The organism is Brevibacillus sp. HB1.1 (assembly GCF_013332445.1).
Lineage (GTDB): Bacteria > Bacillota > Bacilli > Brevibacillales > Brevibacillaceae > Brevibacillus > Brevibacillus porteri.
Genome location: NZ_JABMIV010000016.1, coordinates 74002 through 99658 on the forward strand (window position 1 = coordinate 74002; position 25657 = coordinate 99658).

Below are 25657 nucleotides of genomic sequence, written 5' to 3' on the forward strand. Positions count from 1 at the left end.
CTGATGAAGGAAGCAAGAACCTCTTCCATTAACCGAAAAGGGCAAAGAAGGAGAATGCGTCTCTTTTTCTTTGTGATCCTGTGCTTTTTCGTCTGGACTAGCTATACCTTGTTTTTGCAAAGTGGCGAGTTGTCCAAGAAGGAGACAGAGCTGGAAGCCCTGAAGCAAGAATCAGCGATCTTGCAGCAAAAGCAAGAAGATCTGACCTATGAAGCAAGCCGGCTAAACGATCAGGAGTACTTGGCAGAGCTGGTCCGTAAGCGAATTTTGTTTACCAAGCAGGGCGAAAGCATCTATATCATTCCAGATTGAGTATACATCTGATCTTCAACGAGAGGGAGGCATTCCACGTCATGGAGATCGAGGTCGGGAGCATACTGGAAGGGAAAGTCACGGGTATCACCAAATTCGGAGCGTTTGTTCAACTGCCGGGCGATGTGACCGGACTGGTGCATATTAGTGAAATTGCTGACGTCTACGTCCGGGACATCCATCAATTTTTAAAAATGGGAGACACGGTAAAGGTAAAAGTCCTCAGCCTCCGTGAGGGCAAGATCGGGCTTTCTATCAAAAAAACAATGGAAAAGGAACGGCCACCCCGCTATCAGCGGGAGCGAAGTGAAGGTTTTGAAGAAAAGCTGAACCGCTTTTTGAAAGAAAGTGAAGACAGGCAGTCCTCCTTGAAGAAAAGCGTAGAGAAAAAGGGCCGCGGTCGGTCTTTTTGATTCGGAAAATTGTGACTTTTCTTTCTTTGTGAAAAGCGCATTTTGACTGTAAAAATAGGAAGGTCATTTCAAAGTCTTGACGAATAAAGTATCCTAAGCCCGTTTCGCAAAGCGCGAATCACCTGTCAGCCGACGTTATCCGCCATAACGTCGGTTTTTTTTGTCCGTTTTCGTTACTGAATTTGTCGCACGATTCTGTGAATATTCATTGGATTTTTGACAAATTTTACAATGCCCCCTCCGTATAATGGAGAAACACATTGACCAAGAACGGGGTGGAGCGAAATGATTGCGAACAAAAACGTAACACAGGCCGGACAAGCTTGGACGCGGCAAGTGTCCGATCGAATGGGTACCACTGCCCAGACGTGGGGAGAAAAAGTAGCAGATTTCATAGAAAAGTGGAATGTTCTCCCCATTCTCATGGGCTTCTTATTAGGACGAGCTCTGATCGTGGAAGAGCTAACCCCCTTTGCTATACCGTATTTCATTGTCATGTTTTATATTCGCCGAGATTGCTTGCTTGTCACGGGGATGGCTCTTATTATCGGCGCTTTTACCCAGTCGGTGCCTGTTGGACTGGAAACAGCGTTGAGCGTGATACTTGCCTTGTTTGCCTGCAAATTGATGAATAAAATGCGCAAGAAAGATTTTTCACGGACGCCTTTGCTGGTCGTCGGGACGATTTTCATCAGTCGTCTGTTGTATGCGGTTCTGACCAATCAGGTAACGACCTACGAGCTTGTGATGGTAGCAGTGGAAGCGATTCTTGGCTTTGTACTGACGCTCATCTTCATCCAGTCCTTATCAATCATTCATTTGGCGAAGCCTTACGAACCTCTCAAAAATGAAGAGATCGTTTCGTTAGTCATATTACTGGCTTCCTTGATGACGGGTACTGTGGACTGGATGGTCGAAGGCATTTCGATGGAGCATGTACTTACACGCTATTTGTTGCTCGTCTTTGCTTTTGTCGGTGGTGGCACGATCGGTGCGGCTGTTGGTGTGGTCACAGGTCTCATCCTCAGTCTGGCTAATGTGAGTGCTCTTTTACAAATCAATCTGCTCGCTTTTTCTGGTCTTTTGGCAGGCTTGCTGAAGGAAGGCGGCAAAGTCGGCGTATCCGCAGGCTTGTTGATTGGTACGGCTATTCTTGCGATTTACGGTGGAGCAGAAGAGACACTCTACTACTCCTTGATTGAAACCTCTCTGGCCATTGTGCTCTTCATTCTGACCCCTGCTGCTCTTTGGAAAAAAGTGGCTCGATTTATCCCTGGGACCCCCGAGAATCTACAATCCCATCAAGAATACATGCGCAGAGTCCGCGATGTGACTGCGGGCAAAATCCAGCAATTCTCCGATTTGTTTACGCAACTCTCCCATAGCTTTGCCCAGACAGCCGATCCTGAAGAAATAGAAGAACAGGCCGATGCTTTTCTCAGCCGCGTATCTGAATTCACCTGCCAGAAATGCTGGAAAAAAGAACAATGCTGGGAAAAAGATACGCAATCGACCTATGAGGGAATGCGCTTTTTAAGGGAAAAAGTGTATGAGCACGGTACCTTGGCAGGTGTTACTCCGCCGCGTGATTGGGAGCGCAAATGCGTCAAAACCGAAAAGGTCATGACTGTAATGGAGCAAGAATACGATCGCCAGCAGTCGTTTGACCAACTGAAAAAGCAGGTAAAGGAAAGCCGGATGCTTGTAGCTGACCAGCTATCGGGAGTTTCTCGTGTCATGAGTGATTTTGCCCGGGAAATACAACGAGAGGGCATGGAGCTGAGCTTTCAGGAAAAGCAGGTCTCACAAGCATTGGAGGGTTTGGGTCTGTCGGTACGCCGCGTAGAAATACACAGCTTGGAAGAAGGCAAGGTCGATATCGAAATCAGTCAGCCGACTTGCTATGGCCGCGACGAATGCGCGAAGATCGTGGCTCCCATGCTCACGGAGATTTTGGGAGAAAACATTGTGGTTCGCGAGCGGCATTGTGAAGCGCAAAAAGACGGCTCATGCACGATGTGCCTTGCTTCCGCCAAAACGTATGAAATCGATATCGGGGTCGCAGGTGCGGCCAAAGACGGTAAGCTATTATCCGGTGACAGCTTCCGCACGATGGATTTGGGTAATGGAAAAATGGCGCTGGCGATCAGCGATGGAATGGGAAATGGCGAGCGGGCATCCATAGAGAGTCAATCCGCCCTCGATATGCTCCAGCAGCTTCTGCGATCTGGTATGGACGAAAAAATTTCGATCAAAACCGTTAATTCCGTGCTCGCCCTGCGCTCCAAGGAGGAAATGTTCGCGACGGTGGACTTGGCTCTGATCGATTTGCAAACTGCTCATACGCGTTTTGTAAAAATCGGCTCCACCCCGAGCTTTGTCAAAAGAAATAAAGACGTCATCACAATCACCGCAAACAACCTGCCAGTAGGGATTTTGGAAGAAATCGAGGTGGATGTCGTATCTCGTATGCTCAAGCCAGGTGATTTGCTCGTAATGATGTCCGATGGCATCTATGAGGCGCCACGTCATATTGAGAATAGGCAAGCGTGGATGAAGCGAATCATCAGCGAACTGGAGACGAATGATCCGCAGGAGGTTGCTGATTTACTATTGGAAAAAGTCATTCGCCAGCATTCCGGACAAATTGTCGATGACATGACCGTGTTGGTGGCGCGAATTGACCGCTTTGTACCACAGTGGGCTGCCATCGCAGTGCATGGGATGGAGAAGCTCGAGCGTCCACGGATTGTGAGTTAGGAGTATGTTTTCTCTATTACCCGTCGATACTGTTGCTAAAAATATCCTGCGAAGTGAAGTGGATGTATGGTCGCTGCGCGGAGCAGGGAACCTCAACAATAGTTGAGGCAATAAAAACAGATCGAATGGGGAGATTATTGTGAAAGAAGCGACACTTCGTCAAATACTGGTAGTGACAGACGGCTGCTCCAACTCGGGAATGAGTCCCGTTGCTGCAGCGGCATTGGCACGGGAGCAAGGGATTACAGTCAATGTCATTGGTGTAATCGACAAGAGTGAGTTGGGTGAAAAAGGGGAGAAGGAAATCAGGGATATTGCGGAAGCAGGTGGTGGACTCTGCGACATCGTGTTCCCCCAACAGCTTGCGCAAACGGTACAAATGCTGACGCGAAAAGCAATGACGCGCACTATTCATCAAGTGGTCAATAAAGAATTAAAAGAGATTTTGGGCGATTCCGGAATAGAGGAGCTGGCACCTGATAAAAGAGTGCAGGTGGCCGGAATGGTTGACGAGTTGGGTGAAAAAAGCAGCTTGAACGTCGTGATGCTGGTGGATACCTCAGGAAGTATGAAGCCAAAGCTGTCGGCTGTTCAGCAAGCGATACACGATTTCAGTATCAGTCTGCATTCGCGGAGTGGACAAAGCAGAATGGCGGTCGGTTCATTTCCGGGGAAACAAAAGCATCTCGATATCCGCATTCCGTGGACAGAAAAGGTCGAGCAGGCTCATCAAATTACGAGTGATTTGGCGATGAGCGGAACTACTCCTACTGGCCCCGCCATCGTAGAGGCAATTGCCCTGTTTGAGCAGGACAAGCTCCCACGCTCGCTGCAAGAGCGTTACATCGACCAAGACGAAGAGGACGACTCGAACGGAATGCTGCGTGACCATGTCTTTTAAGGCAGCCACCCCCGACCTGCCCAAGCACTTTACTGGCAAATGGAACAAAAAATCGTATCACGTCTTACGGGAGTTGGGGCGTGGTGCAAACGGGACCGTGTACTTGGTATCCCAAGGTGGCGTACAGCGCGCGGTTAAGATCGGTGTGGAAGGCATAGACATTTTAATGGAAGTGAATGTGTTGAAAAGCACACAGCAGGGGCGGGATTCCAAAGTGGGACCGCTCCTGTGCGACGTGGACGATCTCGTTGTAAACGGGAAGGCCTGTACGTTTTATGCTATGGAGTATCTTCAAGGCTTGCAATTGGATGAATATATCAAGCAAGAGGGTACGGACTGGGTGGCCGTGATGATGGTTCAATTGCTGGCGCGACTGGATGTTTTGCATCAGCATGGCTATATTTTTGGTGATTTGAAACCACAGAATGTGATGGTTACCCAAACGGACAAGCAGGTACGCTTGATTGATTTCGGTGGAGTGACCAAGCTGGGCAACGCCGTTCGGCAGTTTACAGAAGAGTATGATCGAGCTTTTTGGCACGCAGGTGATAGACGGGCTGAAGTAAGCTATGATCTGTTCTCGACAGCCGTGATGATGGTGCGTCTGACGGTTGGAACGGAAACGTGGAAAAACAGCCTTGGTGACCCACGTCACACGATATTGCTCTGTGATATAATACGAAAAAGTGACAGCCTGTACCCTTACCGGGAGCCTTTATTGAAGGCGTTTCACGGTAAGTTTGCGACCGCGAAAGAAATGCGAGCGGAGCTGTTGGCAGTCTTGCGAGATAGCATGGGCGCCAAACCGCAAAAGACGCAAAAGAAAGCGCGGACGAAAGGGAATGTAGGAGCGGGCATTAGCGGTCTTTTTGTCGCCTCGTTACTCCTATTGGCTGGCACTTTGTATTACGCATGGTTTATGTGAAGGATGTGACGGTTCGTGTCCTCAGATTTGGTGATGGATACTTGCTTGTTGGCAGGCTCGATTATTTTGAAAAACGGTGGGGAGACATATCGGACGGAAGAGACAATGGCATTGATTGCGAAGGCTGCGGGGATGGATGATGTCAACAGCTCTGCTACGCCCACGAGCATCATCTTGTCCTTTCGTTGCAGTGGACTGGATCATACAAGAATGGTTCGCACCCCCAAACGTACGACCAATCTCAATAAAATTACGCTGGTGAATGATGTTTCCCGACAGTTTGTCGGTGGGAAAATTAATTTGGAGCAAGCCTATCGGACGCTGCGTGAGATCGATCAAAAAAAGCAGATCTATCCGAAATGGTTGCAGCATCTAGCAGCCGCTACGGCCAGCGGCTCCTTTTCTATGCTTGCAGGGGGAGATTGGGGTAGTCTGATTCCTTCTGCGATGGCAGGGTTGATTGTGAATCTGAGCCAGGAATATTTAGAACAGTTTGTCCGGATGAAGTTTTTTACGGAGTTCTCTGCCGCTTTACTAGGGGGACTTTTCGCGTTGTTGACCGTGACGATCTTTCCGCAGTTGCATTTAAGCATCATTATTATTGGTGCGATGCTTCCGTTGTTTCCGGGGATCGCCATCACCAACTCGCTTCGGGATTTGATGGCTGGTGATTTGGTTGCAGGTGTTTCACGCGGAGTAGAAGCCATGCTGACAGCTGTCTCCGTAGCGGTAGCCACAGCCATTATTCTTTCGTTTACGAGGTGAGTACGATGTTGATACAAGGATTGGCGCTTAGCTTCGCCTCTTCAGTAGCGTGGTGTGTGCTGTTCAATGTGCCGGTTCGAACCATCGTAGCGGGTGGTTTTGCTGGAGTGGTCGGTTTTCTCGTCTACTCGATTCTTCCTATCTACGGTGCAGAGGTATTGTTGTCGACGTTTGTTTCGGCGGCGGCTGTCTCTTTGCTCAGTCAGCTCTTATCTATTATACTGCGAGTTCCTTCTACGAATTTTAGTGTCGCGGGCATAATTCCACTGGTACCAGGATCGTTGGCTTACAAAGCCATGCTTGCTTTTGTGAACAACGATTATGTCGGAGGGATTACACTGGCGACCAAGACTTTGATGGTGGCTGGCGCGATTGCTTCTGGACTTATATTTGGAATTTCGGTTCTGACGATTTGGAAAGGAGCCCGCTATGCTGGCAAGCGTGCGCAATGAGATTGAGTCCGAGGGGCTTTTGCTTCCAGGTGAGACCATTGTTGTCGGAGTTTCCGGTGGCAACGATTCTACCGCACTGTTGCATATATTGGCTTCTCTCAATCAACAATACCAGTATAATTGGAAGCTGCATGCTGTCCATCTGAACCACGGCTTTCGTGGGGAAGAAGCAAGGCAGGACGCACTCTATGCAGAAGAGCTGTGTCGTGAACTCGGCGTGGCTTTCCACCTGTTTGAGTATGATGTCCCCGCTTATATGGAAAAAACGGGACTGGGCGGGCAAGAAGCAAGTCGCGACATTCGCTATCGGCTGTATCGAGAAGTAGGTCTGGCGCAAGGAGCGACCAAGCTGGCATTGGCCCATCATGCTGACGATCAGGTGGAAACGATTCTTTTTCGTTTTGTGCGAGGCAGCAGGTTGCATGGACTGACAGGGATGCCGAAGCGAAGAATGCTTGCGGATTGCCCGATTGAGCTCGTGCGTCCGCTCTTGCATAAAACGCGTCAAGAACTGGAAGGCTACTGTCGGGAACATCAACTTGTCCCTCGTGAGGATAGCAGCAACCAATCGCGCAAGTATACGCGCAATCTGCTGCGTCTGGATGTCATGCCCTTATTGGAAAAAGTGAATGACAAGTATCGGGAGCATATCTTGGCTACCGCAGAGGCAATCCGGCAGGACGAAGCGCTTTTAATGAGGCTGGCGATTGAGCAGTTGGACGAGGTAACGATTGAGAAAAAACCCGAAGCATTTTTGATGGACAATGACAAGTTTCAAACTTGTGACGTTGCTTTACAAAGGAGAATGATTACTCTAATATTAAGTTATCTCTCAAAACATACCGAATGGTCTTCGCAACATGTGGAGACCGTTTTGCACATGCTAGGGGGAAGTCGCCCTTCTGCGGAATTACATTTGCCCAATGACCTGGTAGTCGACCGGGTGTACGAGCGAATCACTTTTCGTCGTAGAAAGCGACAGGATCGCATACATACGTATAGTTACGAGCTCGCCGTTCCCGGTGTAACCTGGATCGACGAGAGTAAGGCCACGGTACATATTACTTACCTGGAAGGTCCCATGGATTGGGAGCGACTCCCGGCGAATGAAGCGGTCTTTGATGCCGATCAGTTGCCAGGATCGCTGTATTTGCGTAACCGAAAACCTGGAGACCGCATCACCCTGTTTGGCTCAGCAGATGGAAAGAAGAAGCTAAAGGATTTATTGATTGATGCCAAATTTCCGCGAGCATGGCGTGACAAACTTCCGCTTTTGACGGCGGGCGATGAGGTGATTTTGATACCAGGTGTGCGCCGTTCCGCCGTAGCGCCTGTCAGTGGACAGACCAGGCGTTTTCTACACGTGCGGGTAGAGTTTGGAGAAGATTGGCGGGAGGTTTTTTCATGAATCAAGACATCGAGAAGATTTTGCTATCAGAAGAGGATATCGCGGTAAAAGTTCAAGAATTAGGCAAGACGCTGGCTGCAGAATACAAGGATAAAAATCCATTGGTCATCTGCGTGCTGAAAGGTGCAGTCGTTTTCATGGCTGATCTGATCCGTCACATGGATATTCCGTGCGAAATGGATTTCATGGCTGTTTCCAGCTACGGAAGCGGGACAGAATCCTCCGGCATGGTGAAAATCTTGAAGGATCTCGATACATCTGTGCAAAACAGACATGTGCTGGTTGTAGAAGACATCATGGACAGTGGGCTGACGCTGAGCCGCTTGGTAGAGCTGTTGCGCCATCGGGAAGCTGCTTCCGTAAAAGTGGTGACTCTCTTGAACAAACCAGAGCGTCGCAAGGTGGATATTTCACCAGACTATAAGGGTTACGATGTTCCAGACGAATTCGTTGTGGGATACGGCTTGGACTATGACGAGCACTACCGTAATCTGCCTTATATCGGTGTATTGAAGCCTGAGGTCTACACAAAGTAGGTTTGTTGTGGAGACTGTGCTTTCTATGATAAAATGTGAAAAGTGTCTGTTCGTGAGAGGAGGTAAGGAATGAATCGCTTTTTTCGTAATACCGGGTTCTACCTACTGATTTTTCTTGTCACGGTCGGGATCGTGAATTTCATCCTCTCCGGTACTGATAAGGTTGGGAAACTTACATATCAGGAATTCCGGATACAGCTAAAAGCTGACAACGTCACTGAGTTGGCGCTTCGACCAGAGAATGGTACTTACAGGGTTGAGGGTACGTTGGCAAAAGCTATTCCGGGACAGGAAAGCAACAAATTTTTTACCAATGTTCCTTTGTATGATTCAGATGTTGTGAAGCTAGTCGAAGAGAAAATCGATGCACAAAAAGTGAAGAATGTAGCGTTCAATCCTGCGGAGGGCAACAGCATTTGGCTCACGTTCTTGACCTCTATCATTCCTTTTGTCATCATCTTCATCCTGTTTTTCTTTCTTCTGAACAACGCCCAAGGTGGCGGAAGCCGAGTCATGAACTTCGGTAAAAGCCGCGCGAAGCTTTACAACGAAGAAAAGAAACGCGTTACCTTTGACGACGTAGCAGGAGCGGACGAAGAAAAGGCTGAGCTGGAGGAAGTCGTTGACTTCCTGAAAGACAACCGTAAGTTCAACGCGGTTGGTGCTCGTATTCCAAAAGGGGTACTGCTTGTAGGACCTCCAGGTACTGGTAAAACCTTGCTCGCTCGCGCTGTTGCAGGCGAAGCTGGTGTACCGTTCTTCAGTATCTCTGGTTCTGACTTCGTGGAAATGTTCGTTGGGGTGGGTGCATCTCGCGTACGTGACCTGTTTGAAAATGCGAAGAAAAATGCTCCTTGCATTATCTTTATTGACGAGATTGACGCTGTGGGTCGTCAACGCGGAGCTGGACTCGGCGGCGGCCACGACGAGCGCGAGCAAACTCTCAACCAGTTGCTCGTAGAGATGGACGGTTTTGGTGGAAACGAAGGGATCATCATGATCGCTGCGACCAACCGACCTGACATTCTCGACCCGGCTCTCTTGCGTCCGGGACGTTTTGACCGTCAAATTACAGTAGATCGTCCTGATATCAAAGGCCGTGAAGCGGTGCTCAAGGTTCATGCCCGCAACAAGCCGATTGGTGAAGACGTGAAGCTGGACGTGATTGCTCGGGGTACATCGGGCTTCACGGGTGCAGATTTGGAGAACTTGTTGAATGAAGCAGCTCTCTTGACTGCCCGTAGAAACAAAAAGCAAATTACCATGACAGAAGTGGATGAAGCGATCGACCGCGTAATTGCTGGTCCAGCGAAGAAGTCTCGCGTAGTGAGCGAAGACGAACGACGCCTAGTAGCCTTCCACGAAGCTGGTCATACAATCATCGGATACCATCTGAGAAATGCAGAAATGGTACATAAGGTAACAATCATTCCGCGCGGCCAAGCTGGCGGATACACAGTGATGCTGCCGAAAGAAGACCGTTTCTTTGCTACCAAAACGGACCTGCTCGACAAAATCGTCGGTCTGTTGGGTGGACGTGTTGCGGAGGAAATAGTGCTTGGGGACATTAGTACCGGCGCACATAATGACTTCCAGCGCGCGACTGCTATCGCTCGCAGCATGATTACCGAATACGGAATGAGCAAGCTCGGACCGATGCAGTTCGGTAAGAGTCAAGGACAGGTATTCCTGGGCCGCGACTATGGCAATGAGCGTAACTACTCCGATCAGATTGCATACGAGATCGATCAAGAAATGCAAAATATTATCAACGAGTGCTACGCAAAGTGTACAGAATTGCTGACGACGCACCGTGATCAGCTCGATCTGATTGCGAACACGCTGCTCCGTGTAGAGACTCTCGATGCTGAGCAGATCAAGCAATTGATCGAAACAGGTAAAATGGATAACGATCCAGACGCAAATAAAGATGTGGTCGTGAACATTCAACCGAAGCTGGAAGAAGTAAAAGAAGAAGTAAAAGAAGAACCAAAGCAAGAAGATACAAACGAAGAACCGAAACAATAAGGGGCGCCTCAGGTGCCCTTTTTTGCAATATCGGAATGTATTAGGTTACCTTTTTAAAAGGTATCGATGAACCAATAAAGCTGGTGAGAAGAAAAAGCACAGGGCTCGCAGACCTTGACAACGCCTACCTAGTCGGAACTTAAAAAAGGGGACCACGCTTGTCGAACACTTCTTCTTTGAGAAACCTCCGCCCGTAGGGTGGCTTTGGCTCGACGGGCCCCTTTTTAAAGTGGAGACGGCCAGTGAATCCCCCCTGCTGGCGTGTCAGAGTCGAAGAGAACTGTGCTTTTTCTTCTCCTTCACTATGTTGACTCAATGGCAAATCCAAAGCGAATGAGAGGGATTGGATATGTTGCTTACACCGGGTATGGCTGCATTTGACATGGATGGAACCTTACTGACTCACGAATCAAAGCTGACAGAAGGAACCAAAGAAGCACTTCGCCAATTACAACAGCAAGGCTGCAAACTCGTTTTGTCTACGGGCAGGATGTATGGCTCCGCTCAAATTCCGATCGAATCCTTTCCTTTTGACGGGTATGTCTGTAGCAATGGGGGTGCTGTTTTCGAAGGGGATGGCACGTTGGTCCGTAAATGGCTCCTTCCTACTGAGATGGTAATCGGTGCGATCCATGCATTGAGGCAAGAAACGATATATTATGAGCTTCATGATACCAACAGCAATCGCTGGATGATCAAAGAAGACCGTGAACGCTTGGAAGCGACTCTGAGTGAGGACGCATCTGTGGAAGGCTTCTCGATCTTGAAATTTCCTTACTACAGGCTCGCTCGCGTAGAGCCATTGGCAGAGATGCTGGAAAAAGTAGAGTCCGGGGAAGTAGAAATCGTCAAGTTCTTCATCTGGCATCAAGACCCGGATCGTCTTGAGTGGGTGAAAGAGCAACTGAGGCCTTGGAGCGAGCAAGTGACGATCACTTCATCTGGCAAGCAGAATGTCGAAGTGATTCCTCAAGGGGTTTCCAAATGGGAAGGGCTTCAATACTTCTGTGAGAAATGGGGAATCTCCCCAGAGAAAGTAATGGCATTTGGCGATGCAGAAAACGATCGTGAGGCATTAACAGGCGCAGGATATTCCGTCGCAATGGAAAACGCTTCTGACGAGATCAAGCAAGTGGCCAAATATATCGCCCCACACCATAATGAGGAAGGCGTTGCCCGATTTATTCGGGAGCGCGTTCTCGGAGATAAAGGCGAGTAAGAGAATGAAAAAGCAGAAACTGCGTCTGTACAGGCCGGTTTCTGCTTTTTTCTCGTTGTTATTGAGAATTATTATCAATTATATTGGTCATATAAATACTGGCAAGTGGAGAGTGATTGCAACGATGATGCGCAAAGAGCTTATGATTTTGTGGAACCATGCATCCGTGAAAGTATTGGATGTACGCCATCAGATCGTGCAGCCAGGTGAAAAAATAACGGCTTATCAGCTCCCGGCCAGCGTGTTTTTGTTTACGGTTCGAGGTCGAGCAGTCGTGCAGCTCAATGATGTGATGTACCCGGTCCATACATTTCATGTGATTCATGGGGGCAAAGGGCTGACTCTCAACGTAAGCGTTACGGATAACGAATGGGAATCCTACATCATTTTCTATAAAGCAATCATTCCGTTGCCAAGTCGTCAGGAAATCATGAATCTCCTGAAATCCCGCAACTGGTTTTTGTCTCCTTATTCTATTGTGCCACAGCAGCCTATCACTCTGTTGGACAAGTTGGATCATCTACGGTCCGTTTGGAACAGCGGGGATGAGGATGAATTGAGACAATTGCGGGCCAAAGGATGGTTTCATCTGTTTATTTGCGAGCTGCTTGATCAGATGGATGAGCAAGAAGAGGGGATTACCCAACATGATCTCGTTTTCCTTGCGAAGCAATACATCCATCAACACTATGTGGAACCAATCACGCTGGAGGCAATCGCTCAGACGTTGAATTACAGCATTCCGTACTTGTCGAAGCAGTTCAAGCGTCAGACGGGTCATAGTCCGATCGATTATATGATTGGTGTGAGACTCGAAAAGGCAAAGGACTTGTTGGTTCGTACGGATGCCACTCTTCAGGAAGTGGCGGAAGGTGTCGGGTATACGGATTTCTCCTATTTCATCAGAGCCTTCAAAAAATATACGGGTCTGACTCCCGGACAATTCAAGGAGCAAGCATTGTACGTTGATGAAGGCTCAGAATATCCTATGAAAAGGCTAAGATCAGAACTTGTCTTCCTATCGAATGAAACATACAATCTGATTGTTGTTGAAAATTATTCTCAGAGGGATAGGGGAATAGACGTGAAAGGAAGAATGCACAAGCTCGTGCTGGGGCTTGCTTTGTTACTCAGTGCATGTTCAGGTACAACGACAGGAAGTAGTGGAACGCAGCATGCTACACCCGTTGCGACTTCGGCGACAGAGGCGACTTCACAACCGACAGAGCAACAATGGCCGCGAACGTATGTGGATGCACTCGGAAAAGAAGTAGTGATTCCCAAAGAGCCGAAGCGCATTGTCGTGACTCATTTCGGGATGATGGAATACTTTTTTGCGTTAGAAACGCCACCGATTGCGTCTACACTTGCTGACCGCATGCTGACTACTTTTGAAACGTTGAAGCCAGCATAAAGACAAGTCCGTAACGTTTTTACGGGCGGCAGGTGATGGAAGCACTTTTTATGTACTGGACGACAATGACGTTTCGTATGCATACGACCAAGAAACAGGCTTGGGAATGAAGTCTCCGGGGCAGTACAAGCTGGAGGGCGATGTGATTTCACTGGAGGGTGTCACGGTTCTTAATCCAGATTATATTTTCGTGGTCGATCATGCGGACAGAATGGATACAACGATGGCGGAGTTAAACCAAAGCAAAGTATGGCAATCGTTAAAAGCCGTAAAAGAAAAGCATGTATTCCCGTTGGATGTATCGATTAGTACGAAAGGACCGTTGGCGATCAAGTATGCGACGAATAGGGTACTCGAATACATGTCCACCAACGAAAGCTTTTGAGGAGGAAGGGAGAATGCAACCTATCGTGGAGCAGTTCCAAAACCGCAAGCTCACAATCTATTTACCTGAAGGGCTATTATCAAAGCGAAGAGCGTTACGCGGTTGTCTATTTGCAGGATGACGGTGATTTGATTGACCCGAAAGATAGTGATGTTCTTCGGAAGAGTAGAGAATTAACCGCGACAACTCAACTGCCAGGCTTGTTATTTGTCGGTATTGAATCGTTCGACCGAAATGATGAGTATACGCCGTTTGTGTCGCCGAATATTTTTGAGCCGGGGACCGGCAAGCAGTTTGGCGGAAACGCTTCTGTTTATGCCGATTTTCTCGCCAATGGATTGAAGCCGTACATCGACAGCAAATACCGCACATTACAGGAGCGAGAGTACACCGGGATCATGGGTTTTTCCTTTGGGGGACTCATTTCCGTCTACATAGGGTTACGCTATCCCGATGTTTTTGGACGGGTTGGCAGCTTTTCCGGCTCCTTCTGGTTCCCGGGGATCGTAGATTGGATCGAGCAGCTCACCATTCGTGATACAGGCCAGCGCCTTTACATGAATTTGGGTCATGCGGAGGGCTCCGGTCGAACGAACGGACAGCAATGGATGGTGCCAAATAGCAAAAGAGTTTATCAATATTTGCTGCAAAATGGTTTTCATGAGGACTCGATCCGACAGGTAATTTATGAGAGCAACTTCCACTCGTTTGACTTGGGTGTGCAATACGTACCAGAAGCACTGCAATGGTTGTTCAACGAGGAGTAGTCTCGTTCAGACGTACCACGTTGACAAGGTGAGGTTATACGCTTACAATGACCGTAAATTATGACACCACCGTAGGGGGATTTTTTCCATGGACGCTTTAGCGTTAGAAAAAAAAGCCCAGCGCAACGCTGAGTTACGTGAACGACTGCTGCAGCTGAAGAAAGAGCGTAATGCCATCATTCTTGCTCACTTTTACCAACGTCCCGAGATTCAGGAGGTCGCTGACTTCATTGGAGATTCCTTTGGATTGGCGCAAAAAGCGAAAGAAACGGATGCCGATGTGATTTTGTTCTGTGGCGTTCACTTTATGGGAGAAAGTGCAAAAATTCTCAATCCCCAGAAGACCGTCATTATTCCCGATGAACGGGCTGGCTGTCCGATGGCGGACATGGTGAACGTAGACGGGCTCCGCAAGCTCAAGGCACAGCATCCAAATGCAAAAGTAGTGGCTTACATCAATACTTCTGCGGATGTCAAAGCAGAAACTTACATCTGCTGTACGTCGTCCAACGCGAAGCGCGTGATCGAGTCGATCGACAGTGACGAGATCATTTGGGTGCCGGACAAAAACCTCGGCCACTATGTATCCCAATTCACGGACAAGAAAATGATTATTTGGGAAGGGTACTGCAATACGCATGACCAACTGTCTGTAGAAGACATCATGACGTTGAAGCAGCAACACCCTGAGGCTGTGGTTGTCGTTCATCCGGAGTGCCGCCCAGAAGTGGTATCCCTGGCTGACTACGTTGGTTCCACGACCGGAATTTTGAAATACTGCCGCGAGTCTTCGCATAAAGAGTTTATTATCGGAACGGAAGACGGCACACGCTACATGCTGGAAAAGGACAGCCCGGACAAAACGTTCATTTTCGCTTCCAAGTACCTCGTTTGCCCGAATATGAAGGTGAACAACCTGAAAAAGTGCGTCGAGGCGCTGGAGAATATGAAGCCGGAGATTTTTGTTCCGAAGGATGTTGCTGATGCGGCACGCGCTTCCTTGGAGCGCATGCTTGCGGTAGCTCCTGCTTAAGGGACAGTCTGATAAAAATGCAAAAAGGGAGTAGAGCTCAGAGGGCTTTACTCCCTTTTTCTATTAGGAGGCTTTGGTCAAAGGCTGGATGTCTTTTCGTCGGTAAATGTTCAAGACGAGTCCTATCAAGGCCATTTGCAATACGGTATGCACGATTCCAAAGCCAACGAATGGTAGATTCACAGTGATAGGGGGAGCCAGACCGACAGTCATGAAAATACCCCAGAAAAACGGCGTGAAAAAGAGTACAACCATACCGGATAAAAGCAAGGATCCGTATACATCTTTTACTCGTCTGATGGCATGGAGCAAACGAAGCAACAGCATAACGCCCAGAATGAAAAAAGCTATCCCTACAATTGGTCCAAAGATATACACCATGTAGGCAAAAATATAGTCAGATTCAAGGGCGGGCAATGCATCTAGAGAGGCACCGAAGCCTTGTCCCCATAAGGTAGCTGACTGGATGGCTTTCAAGGATTGAATGATGATATATCCTCTTCCATCCGGCTCGAGGTACGGATTCAGGAAGTAAAACAGACGATCTAGCTGATAAGGTTTAGCGAACAGGTAAACCCTCCCTCCGACATACGCGAAAATCATAGTGAGGAAGCTCAGTATAACAAGCTTTCTAGGCTTAGCGGCAATCACGAGCGCGATGTAGCCACCGACATATAAGAGAACGGCAAATTCGTATTTGCCTAACGTGAGAAGAAGGCAAGGGGGTAAGAAGTACGAAATCACTTTTACGATGGTGTAGCGATTGTGCGCTTTCCACTCTGTGAAAATTCCTGCGAGGGCTACGATGAACAGGAAGGGACTGATTCCAATGAAATGGAGTGGAGAATCTCCGATGTTCAGATACTGGATACCGGCTATAGGACTCCCTGTGAGCAGTGTATATAGGAGTAAGATCATCGTGCCGTAATACAGAAACTTACTATATCTCTTTAATTTACTGTAATCCCAAAAGAGAATCGCCACGAGGACGACTGTTCCGATCATGATACCGACTAGTTGTCTCCCGATCAAATTACGATTATCTTCCGCAATATGAAGAGAATACAGGGTAACCAGCCCGATAGCGAGCAGGATTCCCACAATCGAAACAATTCCCCACTCCATCCGCGGTTTATGCGCCTGATGGAGGTGACGCCCTACATCGACAGGATCACCCATCTCCGCAATCGCAATTCGAGTCGCTTCATCTTCCACATACCCAGCCTCACGATAATCCGCGATCTTTTCGGCGAAATGATTCTCCAACTCTAGCGTAATGGCTGCATGAACCTCTTTGTTTTTGATCTGATCGCAAACTTCTTCTATGTAACGCGCAATTCGCTTGTTTTCGCTCATGTTGCCTGCCCTCCCAACACGGAGTCAACAGCGGTACGAAAAGATTCCCACTCCTGTTTTTTCTCTTTGAGATGCTTCTTGCCTTCGCGGGTGATTTGATAGTATTTGCGTTTTCGCTCTCCTTCACCTTCGCTCCAAAACGCCTCGACCTTTCCTTCAGACTCAAGGGTATGAAGAATGGGATAGAGGGTGCCTTCCTTGAGCGACAGCACACCGTTCGAGCTCGTTTCCATCGTCTTGATCATCTCATAGCCGTACATTGCCTTTTGTTCCAGCAAGGTAAGAATGAGAATGACCGTACTGCCTTTCATCAACTCTTTGTTAACTGCCATAGCTACCTCCTTATACCTCGGATTTCGATACCTCGAATATCTATGTATCATTCTATTCCATAAAAGGGAAAAAAGAAAGACTTCCTCATCGGGAAGTCTTGTTATATGTGTTTAGGAAGGCATCGGGGTAGGAGTTGGTTTTCCATAGCCTTGCCCATAGGTTTGATCTATGTAGGTACGAATTTCTTTTGTAGATTTGCCTTCTTCTTTCATCTTGCCGGAAATAACGGCGATTTCCATGCATACGCCGCAACGAGTGCCGTGGTCATCCCAGACAATGGAGCCATCAGACTTTTCTTCTTTGATGAAGCAGTTGCCATTATGCTCGTGTCCAGCACTTTCACCACAACCACAATAGCATGGAATGGATTTGAGCAACTCACGATTTGCGGCAGCAACTTTGTAGGATCCGATAATGACAGGGTCTTGGTTGTCTAAAAATTTTGGTAGCTGATCAGCGGAAGCAGTCAATTCCTGCAAATCACCATTGGGGGCGTGCTGCGTGTGATCGCTATGATTCTGTTCAGCTTGATCAGTAGAGCCACAGCCGGCAGTAAGCAGAGCTGCGGTGATAAAAGTAATGGCTAACCATGAGTTACGTTTCATCTTGGACATACCTCCTGCCAGTTATTTTATCATAATGAGATGGAGAAATTGTGAAGCTGGGAGAGAAGATGAACACTTATGATGTTTAAATCGGAATAAATCCTATTTACTTTTTGGGCGCCTCTCCGTATAATGAAAAACGACGAGAGCGTAAATCGGAATCATTTTGAATTGGAGCAGGAGGAAATATATATGAAAAGAGCTATGTTGGCAGCCCTAAGTTTCATTACGGCAGTGGGGCTGGTGGGATGTGGAGCAGCGAACGAAACGGCTGGTACTCCGCAAACTGGCAGTGACGCGTCCGGGAAGCCAAAAGTATACACGACGATTTATCCCTTGGAATATGTAGCGAAGCGAATCGGCGGTGAACACGTGGAGGTAACGAATCTGGTTCCCGCTGGCGTAGAGCCTCACGACTACGAGCCAACTGCAAAAGACATGGTTGCTCTGGCCGGAGCAGATATTTTCGCCTATAACGGCAGTGGTTTGGAGCTGTGGGTAGAGAAGGCTGTAACCAACCTCGATAAAAACAAGACAACGATCGTTAATGCGACGGAAGGTCTCGAGCTGATTAGTGCAGCTGAACATGAGCATGAAGGAGAAGGACACACAGAAGAAAGTCACGCAGAAGAAGCAGGGCATGATCACGGCGATCTGGACCCTCATGTATGGCTCGATCCGATGCAACTGAAGGCACAGGCAGAGAAGGTCAAAAATACGCTCGTACAAAAGGATCAAGCGCACGCTGCCGATTACGAAAAAAACTACACACAACTAGCAACAGACCTGGAGCAGCTGGATAAAGAGTTCAAAGATATGGTTACGCAAGCGCCAAAGAAAGAATTCATGGTTTCTCACAGCGCATTCAGCTATATGGCAAAACGCTACGGGCTGGAGCAAGTAGCAATCTCTGGGGTCAATCCTTCTGATGAGCCATCCACAGCAGAGTTGAAGCGCTTGGTGGAGCATGTAAAAGAACACAACATTTCTTATGTGCTGTTCGAGACGTTGGTTTCTCCGAAGGTAGCGGAAGTAATTGCGAAGGAAGCTGGCGTGAAGACAGCCACGCTCAATCCGTTGGAAGGTTTGACGGAAGACGACGTGAAAGCAGGTCGCGATTACTTGTCCATCATGCGCGACAATATGAATACATTAAAGACTGCACTCCAATAAGCTTTCCCTCGAAAAGATGTCGCTTCCCAGGCGGCATTTTTTCGTTAGTAGGATGCTTGTGGTTCGGGCAAAATCGTAGTACGATGAAAGGAATCAAATAAGAACAAATCCGATTTAAGGGATGGATATTTCATGGAACCAAATAAACAAGAGGTGCCTGTCATTAAGCTCACAGGCGTCTCCTTTCAATATGAAGACAAACAGGTTCTCGATGAGGTTGAATTCACACTGGAGCGCGGAGACTTTGTGGGCATCGTCGGGCCGAATGGGTCAGGAAAATCTACGCTGATGAAGCTAATTTTGGGTCTATTGACGCCAAACAAAGGAACAGTAGAGCTGTTCGGGCAACCACTATCCAAGTTTCGTGAATGGAATCGCATTGGATACGTCGCTCAACAGGTCGCGCATGGAGCGGGTGGATTTCCGGCGACAGTACGAGAAGTCGTGTCATCTGGATTGGTCGGTAAAGTAGGCCTTTTTCGCAGACTGACGAAACAGCACCATGAGAGTGTACGAGCTGCGGTGGAGCGAGTCGGCTTGTTGGAGAAGCTGGATCAACGTATCGGCAACTTGTCCGGTGGGCAATTGCAGCGCGTATTCATAGCGCGTGCTCTTGTAGCTGAACCGGAGCTGTTGATCCTCGATGAGCCAACAGTCGGGGTCGATCAGGAATCGATCGATCAATTTTACAGCTTGCTTCGTTCGCTGAAGGAAGAGAACGGATTGACGATGATGATCGTCAGCCACGATGTGGGAGTCATGTCGCAATGGGTGACCAAGGTGGCTTGTGTGCAGAAGAAAATTCACTTCCACGGAACAGCGCACGATTTTGAGCATAACCAAGAAAAAATCTTGCAAAGTATGTACGGTGATTCGGTCAGACTGCTGTCTCATCATCATTAAGCTTTGTAAATAGGTAAGAAAGAAGGAATATGCACATGCTTGCTGATTGGTGGCAGTATGACTTTTTGCGGTATACCCTGTTTTCAGGGATTTTAATTGGTCTGATCTGTCCTATTTTGGGCACGTTTCTTATTGTTCGTCGCTTGTCGATGATGGCAGATGGCTTGTCACACGTCACGCTTTCCGGTGTAGCTGCCGGGATGCTCATTTCCAAAAAGGTCGCTTTCTTCTCCGCAGTCAATCCGCTGTTTTTCGGAATGTTGTTTGCGGTGATCGGTTCGTTGTTCATCGAGCGGCTGCGTAAGGTGTACAAAGCGTATCAGGATTTGGCGATTCCGATTATTTTGTCCGCGGGACTTGGGCTATTTACGGTATTGATCAGTATCGCAGACGGTTTTAATGCAGATTTGTATTCGTACTTGTTCGGAAAAATCGTAACAGTGTCCATCGAAGACCTGTATGCGCTGATTGGTGTGGCAGTTGTTGTTTTAGGGACAGTTTTGTTGATTTACAAGGAGCTTTTCGCGGTCTCCTTCGACGAAGAATTCGCTCGCGTCTCTGGCGTGGCAAGGCGTTCGATCAACCTGTGGTTTATGGTGCTCGTCGCTCTGACGATTGCGGCTTCCATGCGTATAGTCGGTGTCCTGTTAATCTCGGCGCTGATTACGCTTCCGGTGGCTGCCAGTTTGCAAATCGCGAAAAGCTTTCGACAAACGATTTTCTTGTCGATTTTGTTTGCGGAGTTTTCCGTGCTGAGCGGTTTGTATTTTGCCTATCTCCTTGATTGGGCATCTGGTGGTACAATTGTACTGATGGCAGTACTGGTTATGCTGGTTGTATTGGGTGTAAAGAAGCTGCGGGTCGCTTTCCGGTAAGAGTTATCCGGATATGACAAAAGGAAGGAGTGTTTGTCGATGAAAGTAGAAGAAGCGCTGCAAATATTGAAAGAACATGGTTTCAAGTATACCGGCAAGCGGGAGGAGATGATTCGAATCTGCGCGGCCGAGAAGCGATACCTGTCTGCCAAAGATATTATGGAGAGAATCAAGGAGCAGTATCCAACACTCAGCTTCGATACCGTCTATCGCAACATTTCCACTTTTGTTGAGCTGGGGATTCTGGAAGAGACGGAGCTGGACGGGGAAGGCAGATTCCGTTTGGCCTGTTCGACAGATGGACACCATCATCACCATGTGATTTGTACGGAATGTGGAAAGACTTCTTCTTTGCCAGGATGTCCGATGAATATCATTTCTGCGGTACCGGAAGAGTTTCAAGTGACGGGGCACAAGTTCGAGGTATATGGCACGTGTAAGGAATGTGTAACGCATTCGAATTAATCGGATAGAGGGGAGTGCTCGCTTTTGCGGGCGCTCTTTTTTTGCATCTCCTTCAAGCGTGTATTTGCTATAATGGGTGGAAAATCATCAGTTACAAGAGAGAAGGGACACAGTCATGATTCCCCGTTATATTGTGGACTTTGATTTGCACACCTTACCTCGGATGAGGGCAGATGTAGCTGTTATTGGAGCAGGAATTGCTGGGTTGTATACGGCGTTGCAAACGAGTGAGTATGCGGATGTGGTGTTGATCAGCAAGAAGGGACTCGATGATAGTAACACACGCTGGGCTCAGGGAGGAATCGCTGCTGTAACAGCCCAATCAGATTCCCCCGCCCTTCATCGACAGGATACGTTAATCGCTGGAGCAGGTCTTTGCTCGTATAACGCTGTGGAAGTCCTGGTGCATGAAGGCCCTGATCGCTTGCATGAACTGATTGCATATGGAACGGAATTTGACCGAGATGAACAAGGGCAGTACGAGCTAACACAGGAAGGCGCGCATAGCAAACGACGAATTTTGCATGCGAACGGAGATGCCACTGGGGCAGAGATCGTCCGTGCTTTGTCCAAGCGTGTGATGGAGCAGCCAAACATTCAGGTTTTGGAATATCATTTTGCAGTGGATGTCATCACGCAGGATGGCGAATGCGTGGGTGTCCTCGTGCGGAAGCCGGATGGCGAATTGTTTTTTCTGGAAGCAAAAGCAACGGTGCTGGCTACAGGAGGTGCAGGTCAGCTTTACCGTTATACGACGAATCCGCAAATCGCTACGGCAGATGGGATCGGCATCGCGTATCGGGCGGGTGCTCGCATTAAAGATGTGGAATTTATCCAGTTTCATCCGACTGCGCTTTACTATCCGGGAGCCCCGCGCTTTTTGATTTCGGAAGCCGTTCGTGGGGAGGGTGCCATTTTGCGCAACAGCAATGGTGATCGTTTCATGGACAAGTACCATCCGCAAAAAGAGCTGGCGCCGCGTGATATTGTCGCCCGGGCGATTGTTTCTGAGATGGAACAGACGAAGTCTACGTTCGTGTATCTCGACATCACTCACGAATCGGAAGAGCTTATTAAGCGTCGTTTTCCGACGATTTATAATTTTTGCTTACAATACGGGCTCAATATGGTGACAGATTGGATTCCGGTAGCTCCGGCTTGCCATTATATTATGGGCGGAGTTCAGACTGACTTGAACGGGGAGACCTCGACGAAGCGGCTTTTTGCATGTGGAGAAGCATCCTGCACAGGGGTACACGGAGCGAATCGACTGGCCAGCAACTCATTATCGGAAGCGGTTGTGTTCGGTCACCGGATAGCGGAGCGGATCAAGCAGCTGGCTGATTTGCAGAGTATTCATCCCTTCCAGATTGTTTCCAAGCAAAAACTGCCCCAAACGTTCAATACACGTGAACAACGATTGAAAATGCAAAAGCTCATGCTGCGGCACGTCAGTGTGAAGCGCGACGAAAAAGGATTAACGAAAGCACTAGAAGAGCTTGCGCGAATGGAGCAATACTATCAGTACGAGCCTGAGAGCCTGGAAACGTTTGAATTCTTCAATCTGCTGAATGCTGCCGTCCTGACAACGAGAGCGGCACTGATGCGGGAAGAAAGTAGAGGCGGGCATTATCGTACTGATTTTCCGAATAAAGATGACTTGCTATGGCGGAAGCATTTGATCCAGTCCGTAGAAGATGGTGTCCAAGAGGAGTGTGAGAAGCATGATGTGGAATAAACGGGAGCTTCAGCGAAAAATAGAGGAATGGCTACAGGAAGATGTAGGATTTGGTGATGTGACGACGCTGAGCACGATTCCTGAATCGGAGCGGGGTATCGGCATTTTATATGCGAAAGAAGCGGGAATCGTGGCAGGCTTGCCGATTGCGGAGCAAGTATTTGCCACGGTTGATTCTGCCCTCGTCTTTGAGGCAAAAGTAGAAGAAGGAGCACGAGTCGAGGTTGGTCAGCAGATCGCCGAAGTCAGCGGCTCGGTTCGTTCGATTTTGAGCGGAGAGCGGCTTGCTCTTAATTTAATGCAACGTTTGTCTGGGATTGCCACGAAAACGAGTGAATACGCAACGGCCGTCGCAGGGACGAAAGCACGAGTTGTCGATACGCGGAAGACTACGCCAGGGCTGAGGGCTTTGGAAAAGTACGCGGTTCGAGTCGGGGGAGGCTACAATCACCGTTTTGCCTTGTATGATGCCGTGATGATCAAGGACAATCATATCAAAGGAGCGGGCGGTATCGCGCAAGCTGTTGCAGCGGCCCGCGCAGTTATTCCCCATACGATGACAGTAGAGGTAGAGGCCGAATCGTTCGAACAGGTTCAGGAAGCATTGGCCGCTGGTGCAGATACGATCATGCTCGACAACATGACACTCGATCAAATGGTGGAAGCCGTGCAGTTTATCGATGGACGAGCCATTGTCGAGGCCTCTGGCGGTGTCAGTCTGGAGACGATTGGTGACATTGCAAAAACGGGCGTAGATATCATTTCGGTAGGGGCTCTGACTCATTCTGTCAAAGCGTTTGATATCAGCCTCGATCTGAATACGCGCAAGCGATAAGGAGCGAGCTCGATGTTATTGGTGATAGATATAGGCAACTCCAATATTGTGTTGGGCTTGTATGAAGGCGACGAGCTCCAACACCATTGGAGAGTGTCCACAGATCGTAACAAAACGGAAGACGAGTACGGCATGCTCGTCAAAAGCTTGTTTGGTAGCGTGGGGCTTGGCTTTGAACAGGTGAGAGGCGTTATTATCTCGTCTGTCGTTCCACCTCTAAACCTCACGATTGAACGCATGTGTGGGAAGTACATGCAACAAAAAGCGTTGATTGTCGGACCGGGTATCAAGACGGGATTGAACATCAAGTATGAGTATCCGCGAGAGGTAGGCTCCGATCGAATCGTGAACGCTGTTGCTGCGATTCATCATTATGGTGCACCGCTCATTGTTGTCGATTTTGGTACGGCGACGACCTTTTGCTATGTCGACGAGCGGGCACAATATTGGGGAGGGGCGATTGCTCCCGGTATTGGGATATCAACTGAGGCACTCTTCACTCGTGCTGCCAAGCTGCCGCGAATCGAAATCGCCAAGCCTGCAAGTGTAGTCGGTCGTAATACGATAGCGGCGATGCAGTCCGGCATTTTCTATGGGTTTATCGGTCAGGTCGAAGGCATTGTACGTAGAATCATGGATGAATACGGTACGCGACCTACCGTAGTTGCTACGGGAGGGATGGCAGCGCTTTTTGCCAATGAGACGTCTTGTATTCATGTCGTGGATCAGAACCTTACCCTTAAAGGACTTCGTTTGATTTATGAGCGGAATCAATCATAGTGGATGACGAACGTATTTGCAGAAAAACATTTCAGGATCATCTGGATCTAGGTGAGTCAGGGTTCCGCAGTGAGCGTATCCGAGTTTTAGACAGAGACGTTGCATTTTTTCGTTGGAAAGGTTAGTGGAAGTGAACAATTTCTCCGTAGGGGAGATCGTTTCCAGATAGTGCATCATCTCCTCGCCAACCCCGCGTTTTTGATAGTGAGGGTGAACAATGAGTAGGTGAATAAAGCTGTTCTTAAAAAACGATTGATTGATGATGGCAAAACCGACGATATTCATATCGATTAACGCCACGTAGCAATGCCCTTGCTCGATGGCTTCTTGAAGTTCAGGTGAACGACTGGTTGAACCGAGCACCTTTGAATCAATCATACAGACAGCAGGAATGTCTTGAGGAGTAGCGAGACGGATTGAGGTCATCGATTTCAAATCCTTTCTACTTGTAAATCGTTGCTAATGTTGTATGGAATGGAAAAAGGGTGTTAAACTATTGGTAGAGATATTGAATGTCTGACATATAATAAAGGAGCCAATACCGTTGCAGCGGCAAGGCTCCTGAGACAAGTAGCTGTGGAACACCCACGGCGCGCATGATACTAAAACAGCGAATCCACCGTCAGGCGGTCAACCTTAGGCGGTGGGTTTTCGCTTGTTACGCCACTTTCTTATCCATCGGTAGAGCTTCCTGCAGCTAAACCAGAGGCTTAGCAAGGTTGCCAGTACTTTTAGGAAAAGGTAAAGCGTGCCGAGCGAGACCATCAGCATCACCCCCTTTACAGGAAGCTGTGCCGTGGTCTTCCACCGCCAGTCTTGTCTTGAGTTAAATTATACCATTTGAACATTCCTTATGGTGAGATCTCTTGTTAGTGTAGTTACGAGCTGGCTCGACAAAAAGAGTGACCTTCAGCGAGTAACATAGCGACTGACAGGTAATGATATATACGTGTTTCACATCCGTGGATGGGGACAGAGAAAAAAGTTGAGATTTTCAATACTTTTCGTTGACAGCACATGCTCCACGCGCTACAATGGCTATTGTGCCTAGCAGAAAAGTTATGTCACATTGAACTTTTTAAGTTTCTTTAAAAAAGTTCTTGCGTTTCAGATGAAAGCATGCTAACATATGAATTCTGAAAGGCAAACAAGCGGATCGCTTTGATCCACTTCAAATATACGGATGGATGTCCGAGCGGCCGAAGGAGCACGATTGGAAATCGTGTAGGCGGTGTCGAACCGTCTCGTGGGTTCAAATCCCACTCCATCCGCCATC

General features: G+C 48.3%; 25 protein-coding genes, 1 tRNA gene and 1 pseudogene. 23 read left to right on the forward strand and 4 right to left on the reverse strand.

What is annotated here, in order from left to right; all coding sequences use genetic code 11:
- The first annotated feature begins 3 nt into the window (after positions 1 to 3).
- The 15 genes and pseudogenes from HPY27_RS27705 (at position 4) to nadA (ending at position 15318) form a co-directional block, all read left to right on the forward strand.
- Complete coding sequence (locus tag HPY27_RS27705; protein WP_017246953.1) at positions 4 to 312, forward strand: FtsB family cell division protein; 309 nt, start codon at positions 4 to 6, stop codon at positions 310 to 312.
- A 41-nt stretch (positions 313 to 353) separates the two neighbouring features.
- Positions 354 to 725 (forward strand): S1 RNA-binding domain-containing protein, encoded by a 372-nt coding sequence (locus tag HPY27_RS27710; RefSeq protein ID WP_017246954.1) that lies wholly within the window; start codon positions 354 to 356, stop codon positions 723 to 725.
- A 285-nt stretch (positions 726 to 1010) separates the two neighbouring features.
- Complete coding sequence (gene spoIIE, locus HPY27_RS27715; RefSeq protein ID WP_106836629.1) at positions 1011 to 3485, forward strand: stage II sporulation protein E; 2475 nt, start codon at positions 1011 to 1013, stop codon at positions 3483 to 3485.
- 139 nt (positions 3486 to 3624) lie between these two features.
- Positions 3625 to 4386, forward strand: coding sequence for a vWA domain-containing protein (locus tag HPY27_RS27720; protein ID WP_017246956.1), 762 nt, complete (start codon positions 3625 to 3627; stop codon positions 4384 to 4386).
- Positions 4376 to 5311, forward strand: coding sequence for a serine/threonine protein kinase (locus HPY27_RS27725; RefSeq protein WP_254613005.1), 936 nt, complete (start codon positions 4376 to 4378; stop codon positions 5309 to 5311). Before HPY27_RS27720 ends, HPY27_RS27725 begins: the two co-directional genes overlap by 11 nt.
- A 15-nt stretch (positions 5312 to 5326) precedes the next feature.
- A complete protein-coding gene (locus tag HPY27_RS27730) occupies positions 5327 to 6076 on the forward strand; it encodes a threonine/serine exporter family protein (RefSeq protein ID WP_017246958.1) in 750 nt (249 codons plus the stop codon).
- 5 nt (positions 6077 to 6081) lie between these two features.
- On the forward strand, positions 6082 to 6528 hold the full coding sequence (locus HPY27_RS27735) for a threonine/serine exporter family protein (RefSeq protein WP_017246959.1): 447 nt from the start codon (positions 6082 to 6084) through the stop codon (positions 6526 to 6528).
- Entirely contained in the window at positions 6506 to 7936 is a 1431-nt protein-coding gene (gene tilS, locus HPY27_RS27740) for a tRNA lysidine(34) synthetase TilS (RefSeq protein WP_173624220.1), read from the forward strand. Before HPY27_RS27735 ends, tilS begins: the two co-directional genes overlap by 23 nt.
- On the forward strand, positions 7933 to 8472 hold the full coding sequence (gene hpt, locus HPY27_RS27745; RefSeq protein ID WP_017246961.1) for a hypoxanthine phosphoribosyltransferase: 540 nt from the start codon (positions 7933 to 7935) through the stop codon (positions 8470 to 8472). Before tilS ends, hpt begins: the two co-directional genes overlap by 4 nt.
- Before the next feature lie 69 nt (positions 8473 to 8541).
- On the forward strand, positions 8542 to 10500 hold the full coding sequence (gene ftsH / locus HPY27_RS27750; protein ID WP_017246962.1) for an ATP-dependent zinc metalloprotease FtsH: 1959 nt from the start codon (positions 8542 to 8544) through the stop codon (positions 10498 to 10500).
- 349 nt (positions 10501 to 10849) lie between these two features.
- Positions 10850 to 11719 carry a Cof-type HAD-IIB family hydrolase gene (locus HPY27_RS27755; RefSeq protein ID WP_017246963.1) on the forward strand — a complete coding sequence of 290 codons (870 nt, stop codon included), beginning with the start codon at positions 10850 to 10852 and terminating at the stop codon, positions 11717 to 11719.
- 4 nt (positions 11720 to 11723) lie between these two features.
- Positions 11724 to 13133, forward strand: a complete 1410-nt coding sequence (locus tag HPY27_RS27760) for a helix-turn-helix transcriptional regulator (RefSeq protein WP_174226454.1) — start codon at positions 11724 to 11726, stop codon at positions 13131 to 13133.
- Between the two features lie 13 nt (positions 13134 to 13146).
- Positions 13147 to 13518 (forward strand): annotated as a pseudogene (locus tag HPY27_RS27765) (ABC transporter substrate-binding protein); the annotation flags it as partial.
- 110 nt (positions 13519 to 13628) lie between these two features.
- On the forward strand, positions 13629 to 14285 hold the full coding sequence (locus HPY27_RS27770) for an alpha/beta hydrolase (protein ID WP_254613006.1): 657 nt from the start codon (positions 13629 to 13631) through the stop codon (positions 14283 to 14285).
- An 88-nt stretch (positions 14286 to 14373) separates the two neighbouring features.
- Complete coding sequence (gene nadA, locus HPY27_RS27775) at positions 14374 to 15318, forward strand: quinolinate synthase NadA (protein WP_017246967.1); 945 nt, start codon at positions 14374 to 14376, stop codon at positions 15316 to 15318.
- A gap of 63 nt (positions 15319 to 15381) precedes the next feature.
- Here the strand turns inward: nadA and HPY27_RS27780 are convergent, their stop codons facing one another.
- From HPY27_RS27780 to HPY27_RS27790, 3 genes are all read right to left on the reverse strand, one after another.
- Positions 15382 to 16674, reverse strand: a complete 1293-nt coding sequence (locus HPY27_RS27780; RefSeq protein WP_174226456.1) for an FtsW/RodA/SpoVE family cell cycle protein — start codon at positions 16672 to 16674, stop codon at positions 15382 to 15384.
- Complete coding sequence (locus HPY27_RS27785; protein ID WP_017246969.1) at positions 16671 to 17006, reverse strand: PadR family transcriptional regulator; 336 nt, start codon at positions 17004 to 17006, stop codon at positions 16671 to 16673. The genes HPY27_RS27780 and HPY27_RS27785 overlap by 4 nt, the downstream gene beginning before the upstream one ends.
- Before the next feature lie 111 nt (positions 17007 to 17117).
- Positions 17118 to 17612, reverse strand: coding sequence for a PCYCGC domain-containing protein (locus HPY27_RS27790; RefSeq protein ID WP_174226457.1), 495 nt, complete (start codon positions 17610 to 17612; stop codon positions 17118 to 17120).
- 192 nt (positions 17613 to 17804) lie between these two features.
- On the opposite strand from HPY27_RS27790, the gene HPY27_RS27795 reads away from it, so the two are divergent.
- The 7 genes from HPY27_RS27795 to HPY27_RS27825 all read left to right on the forward strand — a co-directional run bounded on the left by HPY27_RS27795 (position 17805) and on the right by HPY27_RS27825 (position 24381).
- Complete coding sequence (locus HPY27_RS27795; protein ID WP_017246971.1) at positions 17805 to 18785, forward strand: metal ABC transporter substrate-binding protein; 981 nt, start codon at positions 17805 to 17807, stop codon at positions 18783 to 18785.
- Between the two features lie 132 nt (positions 18786 to 18917).
- Positions 18918 to 19688: a metal ABC transporter ATP-binding protein gene (locus HPY27_RS27800; protein WP_007729940.1), complete on the forward strand. Its 771-nt coding sequence runs from the start codon at positions 18918 to 18920 to the stop codon at positions 19686 to 19688.
- Positions 19689 to 19723: 35 nt separating this feature from the next.
- Positions 19724 to 20563: a metal ABC transporter permease gene (locus HPY27_RS27805; RefSeq protein ID WP_007729939.1), complete on the forward strand. Its 840-nt coding sequence runs from the start codon at positions 19724 to 19726 to the stop codon at positions 20561 to 20563.
- Positions 20564 to 20602: 39 nt separating this feature from the next.
- On the forward strand, positions 20603 to 21028 hold the full coding sequence (locus HPY27_RS27810) for a Fur family transcriptional regulator (RefSeq protein WP_016740938.1): 426 nt from the start codon (positions 20603 to 20605) through the stop codon (positions 21026 to 21028).
- Between the two features lie 115 nt (positions 21029 to 21143).
- Positions 21144 to 22766 carry an L-aspartate oxidase gene (nadB, locus tag HPY27_RS27815; RefSeq protein ID WP_174226458.1) on the forward strand — a complete coding sequence of 541 codons (1623 nt, stop codon included), beginning with the start codon at positions 21144 to 21146 and terminating at the stop codon, positions 22764 to 22766.
- A complete protein-coding gene (nadC, locus tag HPY27_RS27820) occupies positions 22753 to 23601 on the forward strand; it encodes a carboxylating nicotinate-nucleotide diphosphorylase (protein WP_174226459.1) in 849 nt (282 codons plus the stop codon). The genes nadB and nadC overlap by 14 nt, the downstream gene beginning before the upstream one ends.
- 12 nt (positions 23602 to 23613) lie before the next feature.
- Complete coding sequence (locus tag HPY27_RS27825; protein WP_069852630.1) at positions 23614 to 24381, forward strand: type III pantothenate kinase; 768 nt, start codon at positions 23614 to 23616, stop codon at positions 24379 to 24381.
- Here the strand turns inward: HPY27_RS27825 and HPY27_RS27830 are convergent.
- A complete protein-coding gene (locus HPY27_RS27830) occupies positions 24376 to 24807 on the reverse strand; it encodes a GNAT family N-acetyltransferase (RefSeq protein WP_017246975.1) in 432 nt (143 codons plus the stop codon). The genes HPY27_RS27825 and HPY27_RS27830 overlap by 6 nt on opposite strands.
- Before the next feature lie 755 nt (positions 24808 to 25562).
- Here HPY27_RS27830 and HPY27_RS27835 point away from each other — a divergent pair.
- Positions 25563 to 25655, forward strand: a tRNA-Ser gene (locus tag HPY27_RS27835).
- Positions 25656 to 25657: the final 2 nt, after the last annotated feature.

Coding starts and splice junctions, on each gene's coding strand:
- HPY27_RS27705 (WP_017246953.1), top strand. CDS start 4: ATGAAGGAAGCAAGAACCTCTTCCATTAACCGAAAAGGGCAAAGAAGG.
- tilS (WP_173624220.1), top strand. CDS start 6,506: ATGCTGGCAAGCGTGCGCAATGAGATTGAGTCCGAGGGGCTTTTGCTT.
- HPY27_RS27800 (WP_007729940.1), top strand. CDS start 18,918: ATGGAACCAAATAAACAAGAGGTGCCTGTCATTAAGCTCACAGGCGTC.
- HPY27_RS27710 (WP_017246954.1), top strand. CDS start 354: ATGGAGATCGAGGTCGGGAGCATACTGGAAGGGAAAGTCACGGGTATC.
- HPY27_RS27785 (WP_017246969.1), bottom strand. CDS start 17,006: ATGGCAGTTAACAAAGAGTTGATGAAAGGCAGTACGGTCATTCTCATT.
- HPY27_RS27810 (WP_016740938.1), top strand. CDS start 20,603: ATGAAAGTAGAAGAAGCGCTGCAAATATTGAAAGAACATGGTTTCAAG.
- ftsH (WP_017246962.1), top strand. CDS start 8,542: ATGAATCGCTTTTTTCGTAATACCGGGTTCTACCTACTGATTTTTCTT.
- HPY27_RS27735 (WP_017246959.1), top strand. CDS start 6,082: ATGTTGATACAAGGATTGGCGCTTAGCTTCGCCTCTTCAGTAGCGTGG.
- HPY27_RS27825 (WP_069852630.1), top strand. CDS start 23,614: ATGTTATTGGTGATAGATATAGGCAACTCCAATATTGTGTTGGGCTTG.
- HPY27_RS27805 (WP_007729939.1), top strand. CDS start 19,724: ATGCTTGCTGATTGGTGGCAGTATGACTTTTTGCGGTATACCCTGTTT.
- HPY27_RS27780 (WP_174226456.1), bottom strand. CDS start 16,674: ATGAGCGAAAACAAGCGAATTGCGCGTTACATAGAAGAAGTTTGCGAT.
- nadB (WP_174226458.1), top strand. CDS start 21,144: ATGATTCCCCGTTATATTGTGGACTTTGATTTGCACACCTTACCTCGG.
- hpt (WP_017246961.1), top strand. CDS start 7,933: ATGAATCAAGACATCGAGAAGATTTTGCTATCAGAAGAGGATATCGCG.
- HPY27_RS27830 (WP_017246975.1), bottom strand. CDS start 24,807: ATGACCTCAATCCGTCTCGCTACTCCTCAAGACATTCCTGCTGTCTGT.
- HPY27_RS27760 (WP_174226454.1), top strand. CDS start 11,724: ATGAAAAAGCAGAAACTGCGTCTGTACAGGCCGGTTTCTGCTTTTTTC.
- HPY27_RS27795 (WP_017246971.1), top strand. CDS start 17,805: ATGAAAAGAGCTATGTTGGCAGCCCTAAGTTTCATTACGGCAGTGGGG.
- spoIIE (WP_106836629.1), top strand. CDS start 1,011: ATGATTGCGAACAAAAACGTAACACAGGCCGGACAAGCTTGGACGCGG.
- nadA (WP_017246967.1), top strand. CDS start 14,374: ATGGACGCTTTAGCGTTAGAAAAAAAAGCCCAGCGCAACGCTGAGTTA.
- nadC (WP_174226459.1), top strand. CDS start 22,753: ATGATGTGGAATAAACGGGAGCTTCAGCGAAAAATAGAGGAATGGCTA.
- HPY27_RS27725 (WP_254613005.1), top strand. CDS start 4,376: ATGTCTTTTAAGGCAGCCACCCCCGACCTGCCCAAGCACTTTACTGGC.
- HPY27_RS27755 (WP_017246963.1), top strand. CDS start 10,850: ATGTTGCTTACACCGGGTATGGCTGCATTTGACATGGATGGAACCTTA.
- HPY27_RS27790 (WP_174226457.1), bottom strand. CDS start 17,612: ATGAAACGTAACTCATGGTTAGCCATTACTTTTATCACCGCAGCTCTG.